The sequence below is a fragment of the Clostridium sp. OM02-18AC genome, assembly GCF_003481825.1.
Lineage (GTDB): Bacteria > Bacillota > Clostridia > Lachnospirales > Lachnospiraceae > Brotaphodocola.
In genome coordinates, this window is record NZ_QULW01000017.1 from 43,402 (window position 1) to 61,512 (window position 18,111).

At 45.0% G+C, this 18,111-nt stretch carries 20 protein-coding genes; 2 read left to right on the top strand and 18 right to left on the bottom strand.

The features are described from left to right. Positions 1-27: 27 nt before the first annotated feature. From DXB18_RS12165 to DXB18_RS12185, 4 genes are all read right to left on the bottom strand, one after another. On the bottom strand, positions 28-1,212 hold the full coding sequence (locus DXB18_RS12165) for a site-specific integrase (protein WP_015552515.1): 1,185 nt from the start codon (positions 1,210-1,212) through the stop codon (positions 28-30). A 36-nt stretch (positions 1,213-1,248) separates the two neighbouring features. Beyond that, positions 1,249-1,443: a DUF3173 domain-containing protein gene (locus DXB18_RS12170; protein ID WP_011861908.1), complete on the bottom strand. Its 195-nt coding sequence runs from the start codon at positions 1,441-1,443 to the stop codon at positions 1,249-1,251. A gap of 573 nt (positions 1,444-2,016) precedes the next feature. Then, positions 2,017-2,256, bottom strand: a complete 240-nt coding sequence (locus DXB18_RS12180; RefSeq protein WP_015552516.1) for a helix-turn-helix domain-containing protein — start codon at positions 2,254-2,256, stop codon at positions 2,017-2,019. Next, complete coding sequence (locus tag DXB18_RS12185; protein WP_009255078.1) at positions 2,253-2,672, bottom strand: sigma factor-like helix-turn-helix DNA-binding protein; 420 nt, start codon at positions 2,670-2,672, stop codon at positions 2,253-2,255. The genes DXB18_RS12180 and DXB18_RS12185 overlap by 4 nt, the downstream gene beginning before the upstream one ends. Positions 2,673-3,272: 600 nt before the next feature. Here DXB18_RS12185 and DXB18_RS12190 point away from each other — a divergent pair. Next, positions 3,273-3,629, top strand: coding sequence for a helix-turn-helix domain-containing protein (locus tag DXB18_RS12190; protein ID WP_009009558.1), 357 nt, complete (start codon positions 3,273-3,275; stop codon positions 3,627-3,629). A gap of 32 nt (positions 3,630-3,661) precedes the next feature. On the opposite strand, the gene DXB18_RS12195 is transcribed toward DXB18_RS12190, so the two are convergent. Beyond that, positions 3,662-4,357, bottom strand: coding sequence for a hypothetical protein (locus DXB18_RS12195; RefSeq protein WP_015552517.1), 696 nt, complete (start codon positions 4,355-4,357; stop codon positions 3,662-3,664). Positions 4,358-4,536: 179 nt separating this feature from the next. Between DXB18_RS12195 and DXB18_RS12200 the strand changes: the two genes are divergently transcribed. Then, on the top strand, positions 4,537-5,097 hold the full coding sequence (locus tag DXB18_RS12200; protein ID WP_015552518.1) for a TetR/AcrR family transcriptional regulator: 561 nt from the start codon (positions 4,537-4,539) through the stop codon (positions 5,095-5,097). A 75-nt stretch (positions 5,098-5,172) separates the two neighbouring features. On the opposite strand, the gene DXB18_RS12205 is transcribed toward DXB18_RS12200, so the two are convergent. The 13 genes from DXB18_RS12205 to DXB18_RS12270 form a co-directional block, all read right to left on the bottom strand. Next, entirely contained in the window at positions 5,173-6,081 is a 909-nt protein-coding gene (locus DXB18_RS12205) for a conjugal transfer protein (RefSeq protein WP_109258197.1), read from the bottom strand. A 16-nt stretch (positions 6,082-6,097) separates the two neighbouring features. Further along, on the bottom strand, positions 6,098-7,102 hold the full coding sequence (locus DXB18_RS12210) for a bifunctional lysozyme/C40 family peptidase (RefSeq protein ID WP_015552520.1): 1,005 nt from the start codon (positions 7,100-7,102) through the stop codon (positions 6,098-6,100). Continuing rightward, the gene (locus tag DXB18_RS12215; RefSeq protein WP_347560891.1) at positions 7,099-8,763 is read right to left on the bottom strand and encodes a hypothetical protein; all 1,665 of its coding nucleotides are present in this window, start codon (positions 8,761-8,763) and stop codon (positions 7,099-7,101) included. Before DXB18_RS12215 ends, DXB18_RS12210 begins: the two co-directional genes overlap by 4 nt. Before the next feature lie 716 nt (positions 8,764-9,479). Beyond that, the gene (locus DXB18_RS12220; protein ID WP_117598408.1) at positions 9,480-11,930 is read right to left on the bottom strand and encodes an ATP-binding protein; all 2,451 of its coding nucleotides are present in this window, start codon (positions 11,928-11,930) and stop codon (positions 9,480-9,482) included. After that, positions 11,914-12,306 (bottom strand): conjugal transfer protein, encoded by a 393-nt coding sequence (locus tag DXB18_RS12225; protein WP_005427021.1) that lies wholly within the window; start codon positions 12,304-12,306, stop codon positions 11,914-11,916. Before DXB18_RS12225 ends, DXB18_RS12220 begins: the two co-directional genes overlap by 17 nt. 92 nt (positions 12,307-12,398) lie before the next feature. After that, a complete protein-coding gene (locus tag DXB18_RS12230; protein ID WP_109258194.1) occupies positions 12,399-12,896 on the bottom strand; it encodes an antirestriction protein ArdA in 498 nt (165 codons plus the stop codon). 16 nt (positions 12,897-12,912) lie between these two features. Beyond that, positions 12,913-13,407, bottom strand: a complete 495-nt coding sequence (locus DXB18_RS12235) for an antirestriction protein ArdA (RefSeq protein ID WP_015552522.1) — start codon at positions 13,405-13,407, stop codon at positions 12,913-12,915. Positions 13,408-13,479: 72 nt separating this feature from the next. Beyond that, the gene (locus DXB18_RS12240; protein ID WP_011861920.1) at positions 13,480-13,986 is read right to left on the bottom strand and encodes a superinfection exclusion B family protein; all 507 of its coding nucleotides are present in this window, start codon (positions 13,984-13,986) and stop codon (positions 13,480-13,482) included. A gap of 187 nt (positions 13,987-14,173) precedes the next feature. Beyond that, positions 14,174-14,395, bottom strand: a complete 222-nt coding sequence (locus DXB18_RS12245; protein WP_002570387.1) for a hypothetical protein — start codon at positions 14,393-14,395, stop codon at positions 14,174-14,176. Positions 14,396-14,446: 51 nt separating this feature from the next. Continuing rightward, a complete protein-coding gene (gene mobT, locus DXB18_RS12250) occupies positions 14,447-15,658 on the bottom strand; it encodes a MobT family relaxase (protein WP_244353836.1) in 1,212 nt (403 codons plus the stop codon). A gap of 163 nt (positions 15,659-15,821) precedes the next feature. Continuing rightward, positions 15,822-17,219 carry an FtsK/SpoIIIE domain-containing protein gene (locus DXB18_RS12260; protein ID WP_118708080.1) on the bottom strand — a complete coding sequence of 466 codons (1,398 nt, stop codon included), beginning with the start codon at positions 17,217-17,219 and terminating at the stop codon, positions 15,822-15,824. Between the two features lie 35 nt (positions 17,220-17,254). After that, the gene (locus DXB18_RS12265; RefSeq protein ID WP_015552525.1) at positions 17,255-17,632 is read right to left on the bottom strand and encodes a YdcP family protein; all 378 of its coding nucleotides are present in this window, start codon (positions 17,630-17,632) and stop codon (positions 17,255-17,257) included. Positions 17,633-17,653: 21 nt separating this feature from the next. Then, on the bottom strand, positions 17,654-17,968 hold the full coding sequence (locus tag DXB18_RS12270) for a YdcP family protein (RefSeq protein WP_015552526.1): 315 nt from the start codon (positions 17,966-17,968) through the stop codon (positions 17,654-17,656). Positions 17,969-18,111 lie beyond the last annotated feature (143 nt).

Sequence of the window (18,111 nt, forward strand, 5' to 3'; positions counted from 1 at the left end):
TTAGAATTGCATTTTGATTGCATTTTTTTATTCAACTGCTCTGTGATAGATTGCTGTATGCTGATTGCTGGTGTAATCGGCAACACTGGTTGTTGCCGGAGTATAAGTGAGAACGCCAGTTAATTTTTTGGCAACTTCCACGTTGGTGTTGGGATATAAATGTCCATAGGTTCCTAACGTGGTCTGTATCTTTTCATGCCCCAGACGTTCTTTAATCAATAAAGGATTTTCTCCCATACTGATGAGCAGGGAAGCATGGGAATGTCTGAGTGCATGAATTTTGATACGGTGTACGCCTGCCAATCCAGCAAGTTTTTCTAATGCCCGTGGGAGGGTGTGCTTACTGGTGGGAATCCCATTATAGCTTAGTACAAGGTCACAGTCCTTTAAAACCTTTTGCTGTACTTCCTGCCATGCTTTTAATTCTTTAATGGTATCTGTGTCAATATAGATAGTGCGAATACTGGCTTGTGTCTTTGGTTCCACAAATTTGTATTCGTCTATTGTTTTATAGTACAGCGTTTTCGTTATACTTAAAAGTCCGGTTTCAAAGTTGATATCCGACCATTGCAGGGCTGCGGCTTCTCCGATTCTCATTCCAGTCATAAACAGGAGCCAGTATGAAATGAAAAGGTAATGTTCGTAATAATCGCCCTTGTAGAGTAGGGAAATTACCTTTTGAAATTCATCCAGTGTCCAAAAATCCACTTTTGTTTTCTTGCTCTTGATGTTTCCTATCATTCGTGACGGATTTTTCTTTGCAAGACCGAGAACAACTGCTCTGTCAAAGGCAATGGAGAGCATACCCTGTACAATACGGATATAGTTTGGACTAAATTCTTTTGCGAGTTCAAGCTGCCAGTTTTGGACGTTAATGGGTTCTATCTCATCCACCGTCATTTTGTAAAAGTATGAAAAATGTTTCTGAATGGTAGAACGGCGGTTCAGATAGGTACTTTCCTTTACCTGTGTTTTATACCAAGGTAGGTAAGTCTCTTCAATGAACTGCTGAAAGGATAGCTGCTGTTTCTTTTCTGTCAATTCCTCTGTGGATGTAAGCATAAGCTTTGAATATGCTTCTCTGGCTTCCTTTTTTGTCTTGAATCCGCTTTTGTATTTCTGAATCTGTTTTCCGGTAATCGGGTGGAAACCTAAGTTTGCTCTAAAATAATAAGTTCCGTTTTCTGCTTTCTTAATAGGGTCTTTTGCCATGATTTCACTCCTTACATAAATGTGCAAGAAGTACAATCAGTTTGATTTATCAGTAAAAGTAATCCCTAACAATTCTTCCACAGCTTCTCTGGGAACCCTGTCCAGTTTGCGTGACTGATAGTAGGTATGCCCTTTTGAAATCATAAGTTTTTTTGCTTCTCTTATGATGTCTGCTGCGAATGAAGTCCCATAACCCAGTTCTATTAAGTCTTTTTTTGTTACTGTAATCATATTCCTCCTTTCCATAGACCAGATATGGAACCCTCAATATCTGTCTATATTATATCAGATTTTGTGGCAAAAGTAATATTAAGATTGTATTTCCTGCGAATAGTTATTTGATTTTGAATGAAAAATTCTAATTCAAAATAGTATATAAGCAAGCCGAGCAGCTTTCGCTAAAGCTCATGGGAATCTCACCCCTGCATGGTTCTCATCCAGCCGTACCCTTTGCCAGCGGTGCTACATCATCACACGGACTAAGGCTGTACGGAAGTATCATTATCACAATAGAAAGGTCATGGCGGCAGCTCTGCGGTAAGCTGCTTATGGAACGCTGGCAGGAATCGCTATCCGGTTTCATCCCTCCTTTGGTGGGTCACGGCGTGCCAGCCCAACGGCTCTCTTTCTATCGAAACGTATTCGGCTGCTTTATGCTGCGTTGATTAGACGCTTTCTTTTTCAAGGAACAATCCGGCTTTGTCAGCCTGTTAAAATGCACTGGTGATAATGCACTTTAATAGGCTGGCAAGCTCTGTCTGGGAAGCATGGGCTTGTCCATGCTTCCACAGGAGAGCGTTATTTTTACTTTGGTTCCCTGATTTCAAAAGATAAAATCTTTGCAATCAGACGTGTTTCCATCCGGCGGCGTAGGGTTTCATCTACAACCATGAGAGTATTGCCATATTCGTCTTTCATGGGACGCATGGAACGGCTGGCAATAAAACCGCTGTAATGGCGTACAATCTGGTTGACTGCTTCAATATCACCGTCCGCAGCCCTTACAATTACAGGAAACGGAATCATAGGGTGCTTTGCTGTCATGCTTCTTCCTCCATAAATTTTTTGATAAATTCCAGTCCGGCGTGTCTTCTTCTCTGGATGGTAGAACGGTTGACTTCCAGAATTTTTGAAATTTCCGTATCGTCAAATCCGAGGAAATAATATCTCAGGATAACGTCACGTTTCTTTCCATCCAGATTTTCTAATGCTTCTGCTAATAGGCTGTTTTCAATGCGGACAGTAAATCCATCCATTTCAAAAGTATGGAAATGGGAGGGATAGGTGTCTTCGGAAGAAAACAGATTGACGGTGTAATCGTCCATATCACAGAACAGGGTTTCCCGTTTACACTGTCTGGACAACGCTTTGAGATAGTCTTTGCGTTCATCCTCCATAGCGACTTTACAGATATAATCAAACTGGTTCTCTATGGTTGTCTGAAATTCAGATGGCTTCATCATTGCTCACCCCCTTTCCAGCCTTGAAAGGGAGCGAGTTGATAGGAATTTCTGCTTCTTTCCCCCTTTTCGCTCTTAGTCCCGACAGGACAGGGGGTGCAGTTGCGTTTTGAGAAGAAAAATTTAAAAACTTTTTCTTCCAACTAAAAAAGCACGCAAACAGACGATATTTCTGCTTGTGTGCTTCGATAGTTCTTACTATGTATTGTGAAAAACCATATTGCAGGTCAGACTTTTCTAGCGTAGGTGGATGGCTTTTTTTAACGGTTTACCGAATGTAGATATATTTAAGAAAATATTTTGCATAGCGGCTTCCTCCTGTAAGCCGCCGGAGCCTAAAAAAAGCTGACTTTAATACAACCTCCATGTGTTCTGGAAAAAAGAAAGACGGCGGCTTTTATTAAACCGTCGTCTGGAAAGGCTTATGTGATTTTGACGCAAGAAAAGTGTACTGCCAAATAACGGTTTTTTTTATTTCCGTTTCAGCAGCATAGTTTTATCTTTGGTACACATAATAGGAACTGTACAACTGTACAATACGTTTTTCTATACCTGTCACTATTATAACAGGAACAGTAAAATGTACAGAGGTGGTGTATTATGCGTAAAAAAGAAGATAAATATGATTTCAGGGCTTTGGGGCTTGCCATAAAAGAAGCCCGTAAAAAACAGGGTTTGACCCGTGAACAGGTGGGAGCAATGATTGAGATTGACCCACGTTATTTAACCAATATTGAGAACAAAGGGCAGCATCCCAGCTTACAGGTGCTTTACGACCTTGTATCTCTGCTGAATGTATCAGTGGATGAGTTTTTCTTGCCTGCCAGCAGTCAGGTGAAAAGTACCAAACGCAGGCAGTTAGAAAACAAAATAGACAATTTCACAGACGCTGACCTTGTTATTATGGAAAGCGTCGCAGATGGTATTGTCAAATCTAAGGAAGTGGGGGAAATGTAAATCCTCCACTTTTGTTTATAATTGCAGTGATATTAGAATTGATACTCTGCAATATTTTTGAAATCATTGTTCAACACATAATATACCTTATTTTTAGCAACGGAATATACAAAAGAAACTCTGGTTGCCCAAAGTCCTTCCTGACGTACTGACCTAAGTACATCAAAGGCGTTGGAAATAGAGAAGTTTTCTCCATATCCTTGCAGTAAATCCTTTGCCTTTTCATATCTGTTATCCCCAGATAAAACATATGGATTAGTCAATTCTGGTTTTAGAATGGAGTAATTTGTTATTAAGGAATATTTTTCTTTTTCCAAACGATACCCAATCCCCGGTTCAATAATGAGAACACGCCCAGTTCTATCCGAAAACATAGCCTGCATAGTAGTGTCAGGAGCATAAGTAATTTTCTTTTTTTTCACTATTTCCAATGAATCGTCAAAAGAGAGATTGCCTTTTATAAAGTTTTCTGTCAAATCAGCTATTGTATAGCATGATTCATTACCGCAAAATTGTGCATTGTCATTTCCATGTACATACAACAATGTGCCAACATTCCCATTTCTATTGATTCCATGAAAAGAGTGGTACTTATTATCGGACATTTTTATCCCTATAAAAAAACGGTCCTTTTCGGCAATTACAGTATGTTCCCATTCAGAAAGGTCAATATCAAAATTGAACCCAACAATGGTTTCTTTTCCATTATACACAAATCTTGTACACATATTTGTATTTCCTTTCGTAAACTAATTTGAATAGCATAAAAACTAATTACATTAGTAATTTTAAATATTATAAGACTGTTTGTCAATACAAGAGTTCATTTTTTCTAACCAAATTATTGACTTCATTAATTTGATTACTTAAAATGAAGTAAATGATGTGTAGAAAGAGGAAAATGAATATGCGAGTTACAAAAGCCGAAGTTATAAAAACTGCTTCTGATATGGCTGATAGAAATGGACTTCATAATGTTTCTTTGAAAGCTATTGCTGAAAATTTAGGGATTCGTACCCCCTCCTTATATAATCATATAGGAAGTTTGGATGAACTTCTTAGGGAGATAGCACATAGTGGTATGCGTACTATGAATGAAAAAATGATTCGTGCAGTAATCGGTAAGACAGGGGATTCAGCATTAAAATTAGTGGCAGTTGAATATCTTAATTATATGATTGAACATCCCGGTGTTTATGAAATAATTCAATGGGCTAGTTGGAATGGAACAGAGGAAACAGCAATCATTTTTAATGATTATCTATCTTTACTTAAAACACTTATTTGCTCATGTGGCTTTAATCCAGATAAGACCACTGAAATTTTGAACATGGTAACAGGTATGCTTCATGGTTATACAACTTTACAATTAAGATATGCTTTTTCTAATCCTGATAAAGTAAGAAAAGAATTATCCGAAGCAATTGACACACTACTATTGGGAGCTAATCAAAAATATAAAGACTAATGATAAATTTTAAAAAGAAATACTTTATAAGAGAAACGTGCAAATCTCAAATGAGAAATGCACGTTTTTCTATAACTATTTCACAATCTTCCAGTTTTCCCCGTTCTTTTCCAGCACAAGGTCAAACTGCGATACCTGTGTTGTCATGGTCTGGTTATCCAGATATTTCACTGCAAGGGAAGCTGTCACCTGATTTCCGTTTCGATTGTAAACTGGATTCACCAGTTCCGAGAAAATGTATTCTTTCCCCACAGGTTTCAGCACGCCCTCATTCACATAATAGGTCAGCTCCTTTGCGGTTGCCGTAGGGTACAGCTTGAAAAAGGTAGTGAGAAATTCGTTGATTTCCTCTGTGGTGATGGAATCCACCGTACCGTCACTTTGTACCGCTTTGGGAGTGTAACCGGATTTTACGGGAACACTGGTAATGGTTGGATTCTGGATAATCGTCAGGTTTCCAGAGCCGTCCACATAGACGGTCACCTGATAAGCGGAACGGACAGTTTTAACGGATTCTCCCTCTGTGATATGCTGTTCCACCGTATAGGTCACTTGATAATGCTGCTCCTTTTCTTCTGTGATTTCCCATATCTGAAAATCAGTCAGGGCAGACGATACGGGGATGTCCTTTCGGACAGTATCTACATTCAGGGCTTGCAGTTCTCCGGTGAGATACCCTTTTAAAGCATTTGTCCGGTTATCAATGGAAGCGGCAGACTGTTCCCATGAATAGTAGACTTCTGCGAAATTCTCCACAAAGTTTTCTATCTTGTGGGTGTCGAGGATGGTTTCTTCAATTACTTTGGTTTCATGGACAGTATGAATGTCTATCGCCGTGAAATTCTTATAGACGGCAAACAGGAAGCTCACTGCCAGCAGCACCCACAGGGCAATCACAGTTTTTTTGTGGGTATTGACTTTGTAAACTTTCAGTTTCTTTTCTTTCTGCTTTTTCTGGTTATCCTCTTTTCTAATCTGAATCATATCGGTTCATCCTTTCTTATTGTTTGATTCGTCCGGCTCCGGCAAAGTGCTGTTGCCAGTAGGAACCTGTCAGGTCTGCATAACCAATGGGATTTCCGGCATGGTACATCCGGTTATTTCCCACATACAGTCCCACATGGGTGATGTAGGTTCCGGCGTTGTAGGTGGAGTGGAAAAAGACCAAATCCCCTGCTTTTGCTTCGGACAGGGGGATGTGCTGCGTTACATTGTACTGTTCCTGTGCTGTCCGTGGCAGGGCGATTCCTGCCTTGCCATAGCACCACTGCACCAGTCCCGAACAGTCAAAGGAAGTGGAGGGAGAATCACCCCCGTACACATACGTCCATCCCTCATACTTTAAGGCTTCCTCCATGATAGCCTGCACCGTTTCATCATCAAACTGTGCCACGGTCAGGTATTGCGATACCAAGAGGACATAGAACATATTTCCGTAGGAATACCGCCAGCCTCCGTTTTTCTCTACCGCAACAGGGTTGGTGTAGGTGACTTTCTTTCCGCCGGATTTGTCCCTTGCGAAGCTCTCTGCCAGTTCAAAGGTGTATTTTTTTCCGTGTCCTGCCACATAGTCTAGGAAACCGCCGCCGTAATTATAGGATTGAATCACGCTGTTTAAGTCACAGCCCTTTGTTTCTGCCGCTGCGAGCAGTTCCGAGAAATATTTACAGCCCTGTTTGATGGATTCCTCTGTACTAAGGGAGTTCGGGGGAAGCCCCAGAGATTCCGAGGACTGCATAACGTCTTCCAGCGTGCCGCCGGATTCCACCTGAATGATGGCGAGCAGCACATTTAAGTATTCCTCTATGCCATATTCCTTTGCATACTTTTCCAGCATAGGTTTATGGGCGAGGACTTCCTGTGATACGCTCACGCCCCCATAGATAAGGTTTCCGCCGCTTCCGCCGTCTTCCTCATCCGAGAAGACAATCACCACCAAAAGGAGCAGGGAGAACATCATCACGAACACGCCGGAACAGGCAAAGAAAAGGTGTCTTAACTTCATGGTTTCTCCCCTTTCTTTTGTTTGGCAGCCGTTTTTACCGTTTTTGTCCACTCCTTTCTGGCTGTGGTACGCCGGATGGTAAAGTTCGATTCTTTTACCACAGGGGCAGCCCGTTTTACTTCCGGTATCACAGGAGCCGTATCGTTTTGGACAGGTCTTGCCGGACGGGGAGCAGCAAGGGTGATGGTTGGAGTTGTCTTTTGTCTTTCCTCTGGTTTGTCTGGGGAAATCGGAGGGAGTATCTGGCGTTCTGTCCTTACAGGCGGTGTTTGTTCATGGTGGATGGAAGCTGCTTTTACCACCGGAACCGAAGCCCGTTCCGCCACAGTTCCCCCATAAGAAACCTGTCCCCGTTCCCTGATGGATGGGGAAGCTGGCTGTATGGCTGGTTTTCCTGCATGAGTGGTATCTGCATGATGTCGAAAATCCTCTGGCTGTTTTGCAGTAACAGGGCGTTCATGGACAGGAGCTGCCCCTTTGGGTGCTTCGGAAGCTCTTTGTTGCGGTTGTTTTGCCTGTTCCAGTTCCGCCCTGCGTTCTGCAATGGTCTGTCTGCGGCTTTCTGCCTGTGCGTTTCGCTGTTCGGCTCTGGCAGTTCGGGTCTGGGTCACGTTGGAAGTAAAATCCCGTACTCCCTCTGATACCTGTGTTTTCCCGTGGTAAAGGGCGTACTTTGCATTGACGGGCAAATCCTTTGCCTGTTCCCGAAGCTGTCCGGCAGTATCGGCTATCTTATCTTTGGTATCTGCCGCCGCACCTACCGCAGAACCAGCCCGTTTCCATACGGATTCCTTTTCCAGTGCTGCCTGTCCGTCTGGTCTGCTGTGGTCTGTCTGTGTCCGTTTGGAAGAGCCGGAGTGGGAAGCATTTCTCTGGTCTGAGCCAGCCTGTTTTCCTGCGTGGTATGCAGCCGTTCTAGCCCCAAGAGCCGCCACGGAACGTCCTAACTTATGCTGTAAACGGTGCATATGGGCGTACATGAGCATACGGGGTCTTCGCATGATACGGCTTCCCATACTTTGAGAATCGCCGCTCTGTAAGGAGAACATCCCCATTAAATCTCCCAGCTTGAAATAGATTCCGGCAAAAGTCACTATCTGCAAGAACGCCGTCAGGAAGAACGGATATTCCCCAGACAGGTTGTAGAGCATGGTGGAAATGCTGAACGCTACCGTGATAATCAGAGTGATTCCGGCTCTGGTAAGGATGGTGTTGAACAGTTTCGTAATGGCACGCTTTGACATTCCCTCAAAAGAGGGAACCATGCTAAGGAGGAAGCTCACAGGCAGGAACATGGCATAGATGATAAAAAGCACCTGTGAAAAAATCATTATCCCCGTGAGCAGGAATACAAAAACGGAGATACCGATATTGAACATAAACAGGAAGAAGACGGTTCCCAAGCGGTTGATGGTCTTTGTGATGGTAAGGTTGGTATTTTCCCTGTCTTCGATTTCCACCACCACGATTTCTTCCCTGTCCTGCCCGTTGTTTTCGTTTGGGCTGGTTGAGAGCAGGCGTTCCACACGGTCAGCCCCAATACTTTCCATATCCGAGTTGCCGTATTGCAGCAGGAGCCACGGCTGCTTGACCTGAATGGAAAACAGGCTGTCCCGTATCAAATCCACGCTGTCTTTTCCTTGACTTTCCGAGTTCGGCAGCACAATCTTTGTACCAAGGGTCAGGCTGGCATTGCTGATGTCTGCGGAAAATTCATTGATTTTCCCGATATAATCAGGGGCATAGGCGATAAAGGCAGCGGACAGCACGAACACCACCACGAAATTGACAACGGCATGGATGGCTTTTGTGGTTTCCCGTTTGATAAGCCCTGTGTAGGCAACGTAAAGCCCCACCACCAGAATGAGAATCAGCAGGAACCCGATATAAAATCCCTCCGAGGACAAGCCGCCTGTGGTAACGCCTGCAAGGGTCTGCATATTTTTCCCAATGGAATCCGCCGTAGAGGAAATGAAGTCCAGCGAGTAGGCTTCCTGAATCAGATACCCCGTGGCGTTGGAAAGGTACAGGCTGATTGTCCAGATAAAATTTGTGATGGCATACAGCCCGTACATCACCTGTTTTCCGATACCGTCCAGCCAGTTCCACGGGAGCCAGTCCCATCCGCTGTCCACATAAAAATCAAGCTGGTAGTTGTCCAGAGGATATTTGCTGTATTCGTTGGCAGCGTCCACCGTATCATCCACCAGTCCGGCAGCATGGGCGGCTGTGCCGAAGACTGCAAGCAGCAGGAGGATGAGCAGGAGTGCCAGAAGTACCCTGCCAATCACTTTTCCTGCTATTTTCCAAGATAACCCCTTTTTGGCTGAATAGGGAACAGGGAGTTGCTGCCCGTTGGAAGTTCTATGTATCACCATCATTCCACCTCTTTTCTTACGGGCGGTCTGGTATCAAAGGCATGGAACAGGTCTTCAAAGATAGGATGGAACTGTATGACTCCCACACGCCCGTATAAATCACTGATAAGGCACTGTCCGTTTTCCAAGTCACGGAGCCGCTTCTGGTTGTTTTCATCTTCGGAATCCACCCCGAAAAAGGCAAGGGTCTTCTTGATTTCGTTGATGTCTGTGGAACGGAACGCAAATTTCAAGCCCAGATTGTTTTTCAGCTTTTCATCCAGCAAATCGTCCGTGTTCTGGGTGACAAAGTAAACGCCTGCGTTCATGGCACGTCCGGCACGAACCAGCTTCATGGAGAGTGTCTTGCCCTGTGCCACCTGTAAGAAGCTCCATGCTTCATCCAAATCCACAATCTTAAACACGCTGCGGTCGGTATGGATGAAGTCGAGGGCAAAGGTGCTGATTACAATGAGCATTGCCACGGAAAGTAGCTCCATTGTGGTGTATTCTTCAAACGAGGTTTCCTTATCCGGCAGCACCAAATCCGCCACTTGAATGATGTTGAGTTGCTTTTCAAGGCTGATGGACTGTGTGACATCCCCATCCGAAAAGAGCAGGTGTGCAAAGTCATAGTCCGTAAAGGATTCGATATGGTCGGCTATGCTGGTGCTGATGGTGGTTCCCTCCGCCCGAAGTTCTTCAATCACCTTGAAAAGCCCCCGTTCCTCACTGTTTGTTACCGCACGGATGGCTTTCCGAAGAACAGGGAACTTCTCTCCGTCACGGCTGGAAATGCCTGTTAAAAAAGTCAGGATGTCGATTGCCAGTGATTCGGAATCCTTTGGGTTCTCCATAATCACATACGGGTCAAGTAAGCCCCTGTTCTGTTCCTCCGAAGTCAGGTTTACGATATTGATTTCATGGGCGATTTCCGGCAGGGTTTCTTTCCACCGTCCCCGTTCTGCTTTCGGGTCAACAATGAGAGCCTGTGCCCCAAATAATACGGAATAATAGACAATCATGTTGTTGCTGAATGATTTTCCACCGCCGAGGGAGCCGACAAAAGCGGCAGCAAGGGCGTTAGTGACGGAGCCTTTTACTCCTTGACTGGCAAGGGCAGGCTTTAAGTACACGTTTCTTCCCGTATCAAGGCTGTACCCGATATAAATGCCCTCCGGTTCCCCCAACATCTGGGTTGCCCCGAAGCCAAGACCAGCGAGGAAGTCGCTGGTGACATACTGGATGTAATCGTTCAGATACCGCTTGCTGGCAGGGAGAAATTCCCCATGCAGCCCCAGCATATCTCCAAAGGGGCGAACCAGCTTCACGTTCAAATCGTCATAAAAATCTTTCACCTCATTGCAGCGGCGTTTCAGTTCTTCCAAGTCGGGAGCCGTCACACGCACCACATAGGACAGCTTATACATAGATTCCTTGCTCTGGTCTAAGGTGGATTCCAGCTCATTTACGCTGTCTAAAGCGTCCACCACGTTTGTACTGGTTTCACTGTCATTCTGCCATGCGTGGTTGTCCAAATCTTTCAGCTCTTTTTTCTTGTTCCGCACCGTGGAGAGGGCTTTCCGGTTTGTCACAATCTCCACATTCATAGAGGTATCAATGGGAAAAGTAAATTGCTGCTGCTGATAGTAAAAGATTTCCGAGGATGGGAAGTCCAGTTCCCCTACAATGCTGTTGATAGTAAAGTAGGCGGCATAAACTGTCCCGTCTTCCTGTTCGATTTTCAGATACCGCTGGTTTTCCTCTATCAGACAACGGGTGGGTTTGATGAGGTCATAGTATTTCACCAGCGTTTCCTCCTGAAACCGTTTCTTCGGAATATAATACTCATAATCTTCGTAGGCGGTTCCGGTCTGCCCGTATAAATGCTCAATCAGATAGCCAAAATCGTCCTTGTTAAGCCGCCGGACTTTGAAGCGGCGTGAGATTTTACTTTCCAGCAGCTTTTCCATCTTCTGAAACCGCCAGATTTCTTCATTGCTCATGGAAACAAAATCTCCCATGAGTTTGTGGTTGACTTCATGGAGAAAATCGGAAACGGCGGTCTTTGCTTCCCTGCGAAACTGCTTCATGGTGACTTCCTGCTCATTGACAAGCAGCTTGAAGCCGATAAAAAAGCGGTAGTCCACCTGATTTTCCCCTATCATGGAAATCAGGGCTTCGGTCTGTGCGTCAATCTTTGCACAGGCAATATCTTTTAACTTGCCTGTTACTTCCTGTTTGGAGCGTTCCTGTGCTGCCCGTATGCTGGATTCGGTGCTGATTTGCAGGGCGTGAATCTTCCCGTCCCTGTTCTGGGCGATAAGCTGCCGGAACGAATCGTGTACCTGATATTTCTGTTCAGAGCTTAAAAAGGAATAGTTGTAGGGAAGCAGCTCATAGTAAGCGAAGCACTCCCCGTCATGGTTGAACACAAGGTTATTTTCGATATATTTAATCGGATATGCCATAAATATCACTCCTTACTGCCGTGATGGGCTGTGCTGGATATTCCTTTTCCAGCTTCACGGGCTTTCCTGCATAGGTCAGTTTCGGGCGTACCAGATATGCCAGTACGGATTTCAGGAAGCCGTAAGGCTTCTTCCCGTCAAAGGTCTTCTGGCACATGAACCAAGTGAGGGCAAAAGGTACGCCGAAATATTTTAAAAATGCCCCGTCAATGAATGAAAGGGGAGGGAGGTTCCCCAAGAGCATAACTGCAAACACCGATACCACGAACCACGCCATCTGTGTGAACGTGATGGGGAATGGCAGCTTAAAATCATTGATGGAATAGAGTACCTTTTCCACCGACCAGATACTGGTATAGCTTCGTATTTTCTTCATGTTGTCCGTCCTTTCTAAAAGATGGGGACAGCAAAAGAGCCGCCCCTGAATAAAAAATCCGCCTGTATTTCCTGAAAGAGATACAGACGGGTCTACCGTAAGATTTCATATACGCCGTGGTTCGTGACAACAAAGGTTCCCTCCAATTCCATGTCACGCCCATAGGCTGCATAGTCGATATAGTTTTGTAAGTGTGCCGGAAGTTCTCCAAGCTGTCCGCTTTCTTCCAGATAGTAGCGAGCCACATCCGCCATATCGTCACAGCCGGAATGGCAGATAATATCGTCTTCATGCTCACAGAGTTCTTCGATACTGCCAAAGTAGGATTGCAGCTCTGATAGTTCCTCCTGAATGTACTCCGGTAAGTCCTCCACCATTTCACACAGGCGGTTGACTTCCTCAATGGGGGTATATTCGTCAATCTCAAAGGGTAGTTCATAGTCATGGATGGCGTATTCCTCATATTCATCATTCAAACTGATACGTTCCTTGACTTCCTCAAAATCCACAGGCGGCGTGAACCATGCCCCTACCAGTTCGCCCTCATTGTATTTTCCTAAGTTGGCAATGTAAATCCGCATTTCTTCCAAGTTCCTCCACCTCCTTTTAGCGGTAATAAAAGATACCATTGTCCGTAAACAGATAGTTTTCGCTGGTTTCCAGCTCCCGACCAATGGAAGCGTAGTCGATATGGTTCAACAGGTCTGGATGTACTTCTCCAAATATCTGTACCTCCTGCACCAGATAACGGGCGAGGGATTCCCCGTCCTGAACCGGATAGCAGCGTATCTGGTCTTTGTGGTCGATAAATTCCGTAAAGCTGGAAAACCACCGCTTTTGTACCACATCCATTTCATAATAGAGGGGCGTTCCCTGCATTTCCTGTACCATCCGGCAAAGGGCGTTGATTTCCCAGAGCCTTGTGTTGCCCTCCAACGGAAACGGCAGCTCATAGTCTTCAATTTCGATTTCTTCCTCACTCTGAACGCCAAGACGTTCCTTGACTTCCTCAAAATCCACGGGACAGGAAAACCATGCCCCAGGGTACTCCTCAAAATCCTCATGGTAAAACCGTGTGGTGTTCAGGATGTAGATTCTCATTTTCTCAATTAGTATCACGTCCTTTCTTAGAACAAAAATGGCAACTAACTTTGTTTGTCAGTTGCCATTTTTCTAATAAAATATTCGCTTTAATTCTTCATCACTATTGATTTTTTTAATTACCCAAGGTTGTAAAAAATAATTGATTTGTGGGTCTAACATACTTACTAAATGAGTTTGTCCGGCAGGGGTTAATATTTGTAAATGTTGAAGTTCTATTACTAATCCATTGTTCATGGGTAATGGCAGGGTGTGAGTTGGTTCACGTAAAAACTCCCGAATGATTGTCACCTGTTCTGGTGTCATATTTTTCAAATATTTAATCTGAGCAGTTCCTAATCTCTTTGAAGCATACTTGTCATAAAAGAAATGAAAAATTTTAGATAGTAATAAAACTATTAGTAAGGCTGTGGAAATCACAAAAACAATGCCTATTGTAAAACCATATTTTTCTCGAAAATTTATAATATAAAACTTTTGGGCTAACTTTTGAGGCAATAATAATAATGTACCACTGGCAATAGATAAAGCTCCTAAAATGTTCGGTGGTAATTTCAAAAAATCAATAAAATCCTTCATACATTTCCTCCGCTTTCAATTACTATATAAAGAAATTATACCACCATTCTTAGTTTATCTCAATTATCATACACTATCATATTACATCTTCTTTCTTTTGGGGAGTTACGCTCCCCAAGCCCCTAGTGGACTTCCGCCATGAAGCAATCAGAGCTTGCTCCATAACGGAAGTGTAAAATGGGTTTTTCTATGCACCGATAATCTTATTGAACAGTTCCAGTAAGATGTCCTTTACACCGTCCGCATTGAAGACCAGCCCAACCGCTACAAGGGAAACTACCAGAAAACCGATAAGTTTGGAAAATTCCCTCTTAAATCCGAGGTACAGTCCAATTACCACGATTGCCAGCAGCACAAGGGACTGGGCGTTGGATAAAAACCAGTTGTAAAGATTCTGTCCGAAATTCATAAAAGCTCCTTTCTTTCCTGTAAGAGTTCTTAGGTTCCAAAATTGCCGCCGTTAAAGCACCACCTCTTTTGCAGCGGCGGCTTGCTGCTTCAGGATTTTTTCGTGCTTCTCCGTCAGCTTTGCATGGGTGATGATGTCATGGACAATCTGGGTGTGGTTCATCTTATCCAGACGGAGAGCCAGCTTTAATGTGGGTGCTACCTGATGGGAGAGCCAGTGCAGGGTGCGTTCAAAGGAATAGGGTTCCGGTTTGGTTGTCAGTTTCAGGCTTCCCCTGTGTTCCCCAATGAACCACGCCCATTCCTCACTGATACGCCAGTCAGAACGGGGTTTCGTATCGTCCTTGTCCACGAACCGGACATAGCGGTTGATGATTTGAAAGGCTGTCCGTTCTGGATTGTCATGTTCTAACAGGTCACGGATGGCGTAAAAGGCACGCTCATTTTTCAGCCGGATTTCAAAGCGGTTCTTTACCTCTGCGTCCGCAATGGGAATATCATGCTTTTTGTACTGCTCATAGTCCTTTTCGTAAATGCAGAAGTACACCTCACTTTGGAGGGAGCCGATATACAGGGTGTTCCCCATACATTCTTTTTCCTCACGCCGTACCAGTTCGCCGCTGCGGTAGCTTTTGAAGCTGCGGAAGACCGAGATACATTCCTCATTCCGGCACTTCTCTGTCAGATGGGGAATGTTCAGGATTCCCGTTTTGTCATTGATGGCGAGGTCAAGCCGCTTCATCACGCCGTCCTCCATGAGAACATCCATGAAAAACTCATACCAGCTCCGTTCCTGTGCCAGCAGATAGCTTTCAAACTGGCGGCAGCCACGCCCTTTCAGTTCCAGCAGCACCCCTTTTTCCAGTTCCGGTGATACCAGAACGAAAATATCCCCCAGATAGTAATGCTCTGTGTAAGAGTAGAAACCGTAGTCTTCATGGATAAAGTAGGGGAGCTTTAGCCGCAGCACGTCTTCCACGATATGCTTCACATCCGTAGTGGGAAAGCGAATCCGCACATAGTCAAAGAGCATTTCAAGGGGAGCGTCTGGGTTGAATCGTTCCAGAGCTTCCGTGATGGCTTCCTGTAATACTTCGGACGGGTGAGCCTTGCCTGTTTCAATGTCGCTCAGGTACGGACGGGTGATTCCGGCAGCTAGGGCAAGTTTCTGTTGTGAGATACCGTAACTTTCCCGTTTTTCTTTGATGTCCCGTACCCATGTTTCTTCATTCAGTGAAAATCCCTCCTGTCTAAAAAAGCGTATGTCAACTTTCAGAGCCTTGTTGACACACGCCGGATATGGGAAAATCCCTTGTGTACCATGGGATTCTGCCCTGTTGTTTGGTTGTTGCCTGTCGATTTGTACCCCTCTGTTAGATACGAGGGGTTTATGCTGGCGTGCCTTGCGGCACACCAGCCACAGCAGGTCAGTCCGCTTCTGCGGCTTTCGCTTCGCACGCCGCCTGCACTCCCTGCCTGCTGTCTGTCAGTTTTTTTATTTCTTTGAGGAAATCGTGTCCTTTTTGTACAAGGGGCGTGTAAAACTCCGAGATAACGCTAGTTCCCACATCCACATAGCCACGCCCCTTTATCTGCTTTAGGAAGAAGTCCTTTGTGGTTTCCCCGAACATCATCCCATAGCCCATTTCCGACATCCGCCCCAGAGCCACACGGAAATTGAACTGGTCACGGATTCCGTCCCCCAGATACTTTGCGTCCGGACGCTGGCAGGCGAGAATCAGGAAGAAGCCAGCCTGCCGCCCAAGCATAACGATTTGTTTTAACTTGTTGAGGACAGCGGCGTTTTCTTTTGTGCCGAGCATTTCCATAAATGCCACATATTCATCAAAGATAAGGAAATTTGCCGGAAGCCCCAAGTAAGCGTAGTTTTCCCCTGTCCGGTAATTCTCCATGAGCTTCATGTCTTCGCTGCGTTTCATCATTTCCTCATAGAAACGGTCAATGCAGGAAAGCATATCCTCCTTTTTGTAGTACACATCCGGCATAACCGCCTGTAAATCCGCAAGGTCGGCGTTTTTGGGGTCTAACACGAACAGGATGGCGTTGGTGCGGAGCAGGGCTTCAATAAGGGTTAGGATAAAGTAGGTCTTTCCACCGCCGGTTCCTCCGGCAATGAGCATATGGGGGAGCTTATCATACTCCCACCAGACATTTTCCATAAGCCGAAGCCTGCCGTCCTTTGCCTGTACATCCTCAATGGAAATACGGTTGGCAATGGTATCATAAAGCAGGGTGTATTCCACATAGGAATCTTTTAATTCCTTATCCGTCAGCTCACAGTACAAGCCGCTTTCCAGCTTTTTCTCCAAGTTTAAAAGCTGCTCCTGATATTTCCCCAAGGTGATTTCCACACGGATATGGAGCAAGCCCTGTTTCATCCGGTAGTAGATTTTTGGAAAGTAAGTGATGGCTTCTTTGGAACGGCTGGAAGACAAGTCCTTGAAAAAAGTGTCTTCCTTTCTCTGTTCCGATTCATACCACTTGTTTTCCAACACCATCCTTGCCAGCTTTTGGCGGTGGATGAGCTGTTTTACTTCGTCCCTGCGGTATCGCCAGAACAGAAGAACTGCTGCAAGACACACCAGCCCTGCCACGCCCATACTGTATAACAGGTAAGGGATATTTACATCCTGTATTATCTGGGAAAGGGACACTTCCTGCCAGTTGGTTCCGGCAATCTGCCGGATATGAAACAGCAGGACAACCAGCAGGAAGACAGGGAACAGGGCGGCAAGGGCAGTATGGAACACAAGGTCTTTATCCGTGGGGCGGATACGTTTTCCACGGGGGAAAAGCTGTTTCATGAGAACAATCCTCCTTTCGTTTTTTTATGTTCCTGTTATTTTACAGGGGGAGCGTCTTTCTTCGGTGGCTGCGGATTCATGGCAGCCCCTTTTTTCAGGACAATATCCTCTGCCTTGATGTACCAGTCCACCTCTGCCCCCTGAAAGGTAGCTGTTGCCACGGTATCTGCCACAGGATTGATAAGTTCTACCTCTGCGTTATAATCGAACTCTTTTAACGGCACGCTGGCAGGGACGGAAACCTGAATCATACGCCCCTGTCCTCTGGATTTTAAGTCATAGGTACGCTCCTTGATTTCTTCTGATACCGAGCCGTCTTCATTCTGGAGGTGAACCTCACGGCGGAGGGCAGAAAATTTCAATGCCCCGAATGTTGCTTCCTTGTCAATCACGATTCCGTTTGCTAATCTCATAGTCTGATGTCCTCCTTTTCCTTATGCTTTTACCATATCGTCAGCGTGTAAAATGTAGTTGGTAAAGCCCCTTGTGCCGATTTTATAGCCCTCTGCGGTAATACGGGGATTGACGAGCTTTACACGTTCCTCAAAGTCAAAATGTTTCTCTCCGGCTTCGGCAGGGAGGATAACCACAATATCATCCGCCCTCTGTACGTCTGAATAAAGGTTGAAGCTGCGAGAGAGTACCGCTATGCGTCCGTTGATTCTTCTCTGTTCTGTTTTGTCTTCTCCGGCAAACTCCAAGTTGCCGAATGTTTTTTCCATGTTGGGGATAACAAATTTTAATTCCATATAGATGTACCTGTCCTTTCTGAATGTTGTGTTTGATGGTAGGTTTCGGGTTCCGGTCTGGAAGCCGGAGGGGAACGCTCCGGCGGTGGTGATTTCTTCGTGGTATCACATCCTTTCTGGGGCTATTGAAGAAATTACAGGGT

Excerpts from the sequence above, each read along its gene's own strand:
- DXB18_RS12165 (WP_015552515.1), bottom strand. The coding sequence starts at position 1,212 with ATGGCAAAAGACCCTATTAAGAAAGCAGAAAACGGAACTTATTATTTT.
- DXB18_RS12170 (WP_011861908.1), bottom strand. The coding sequence starts at position 1,443 with ATGATTACAGTAACAAAAAAAGACTTAATAGAACTGGGTTATGGGACT.
- DXB18_RS12180 (WP_015552516.1), bottom strand. The coding sequence starts at position 2,256 with ATGACAGCAAAGCACCCTATGATTCCGTTTCCTGTAATTGTAAGGGCT.
- DXB18_RS12185 (WP_009255078.1), bottom strand. The coding sequence starts at position 2,672 with ATGAAGCCATCTGAATTTCAGACAACCATAGAGAACCAGTTTGATTAT.
- DXB18_RS12190 (WP_009009558.1), top strand. The coding sequence starts at position 3,273 with ATGCGTAAAAAAGAAGATAAATATGATTTCAGGGCTTTGGGGCTTGCC.
- DXB18_RS12195 (WP_015552517.1), bottom strand. The coding sequence starts at position 4,357 with ATGTGTACAAGATTTGTGTATAATGGAAAAGAAACCATTGTTGGGTTC.
- DXB18_RS12200 (WP_015552518.1), top strand. The coding sequence starts at position 4,537 with ATGCGAGTTACAAAAGCCGAAGTTATAAAAACTGCTTCTGATATGGCT.
- DXB18_RS12205 (WP_109258197.1), bottom strand. The coding sequence starts at position 6,081 with ATGATTCAGATTAGAAAAGAGGATAACCAGAAAAAGCAGAAAGAAAAG.
- DXB18_RS12210 (WP_015552520.1), bottom strand. The coding sequence starts at position 7,102 with ATGAAGTTAAGACACCTTTTCTTTGCCTGTTCCGGCGTGTTCGTGATG.
- DXB18_RS12220 (WP_117598408.1), bottom strand. The coding sequence starts at position 11,930 with ATGGCATATCCGATTAAATATATCGAAAATAACCTTGTGTTCAACCAT.
- DXB18_RS12225 (WP_005427021.1), bottom strand. The coding sequence starts at position 12,306 with ATGAAGAAAATACGAAGCTATACCAGTATCTGGTCGGTGGAAAAGGTA.
- DXB18_RS12235 (WP_015552522.1), bottom strand. The coding sequence starts at position 13,407 with ATGAGAATCTACATCCTGAACACCACACGGTTTTACCATGAGGATTTT.
- DXB18_RS12240 (WP_011861920.1), bottom strand. The coding sequence starts at position 13,986 with ATGAAGGATTTTATTGATTTTTTGAAATTACCACCGAACATTTTAGGA.
- DXB18_RS12245 (WP_002570387.1), bottom strand. The coding sequence starts at position 14,395 with ATGAATTTCGGACAGAATCTTTACAACTGGTTTTTATCCAACGCCCAG.
- DXB18_RS12260 (WP_118708080.1), bottom strand. The coding sequence starts at position 17,219 with ATGAAACAGCTTTTCCCCCGTGGAAAACGTATCCGCCCCACGGATAAA.
- DXB18_RS12265 (WP_015552525.1), bottom strand. The coding sequence starts at position 17,632 with ATGAGATTAGCAAACGGAATCGTGATTGACAAGGAAGCAACATTCGGG.
- DXB18_RS12270 (WP_015552526.1), bottom strand. The coding sequence starts at position 17,968 with ATGGAATTAAAATTTGTTATCCCCAACATGGAAAAAACATTCGGCAAC.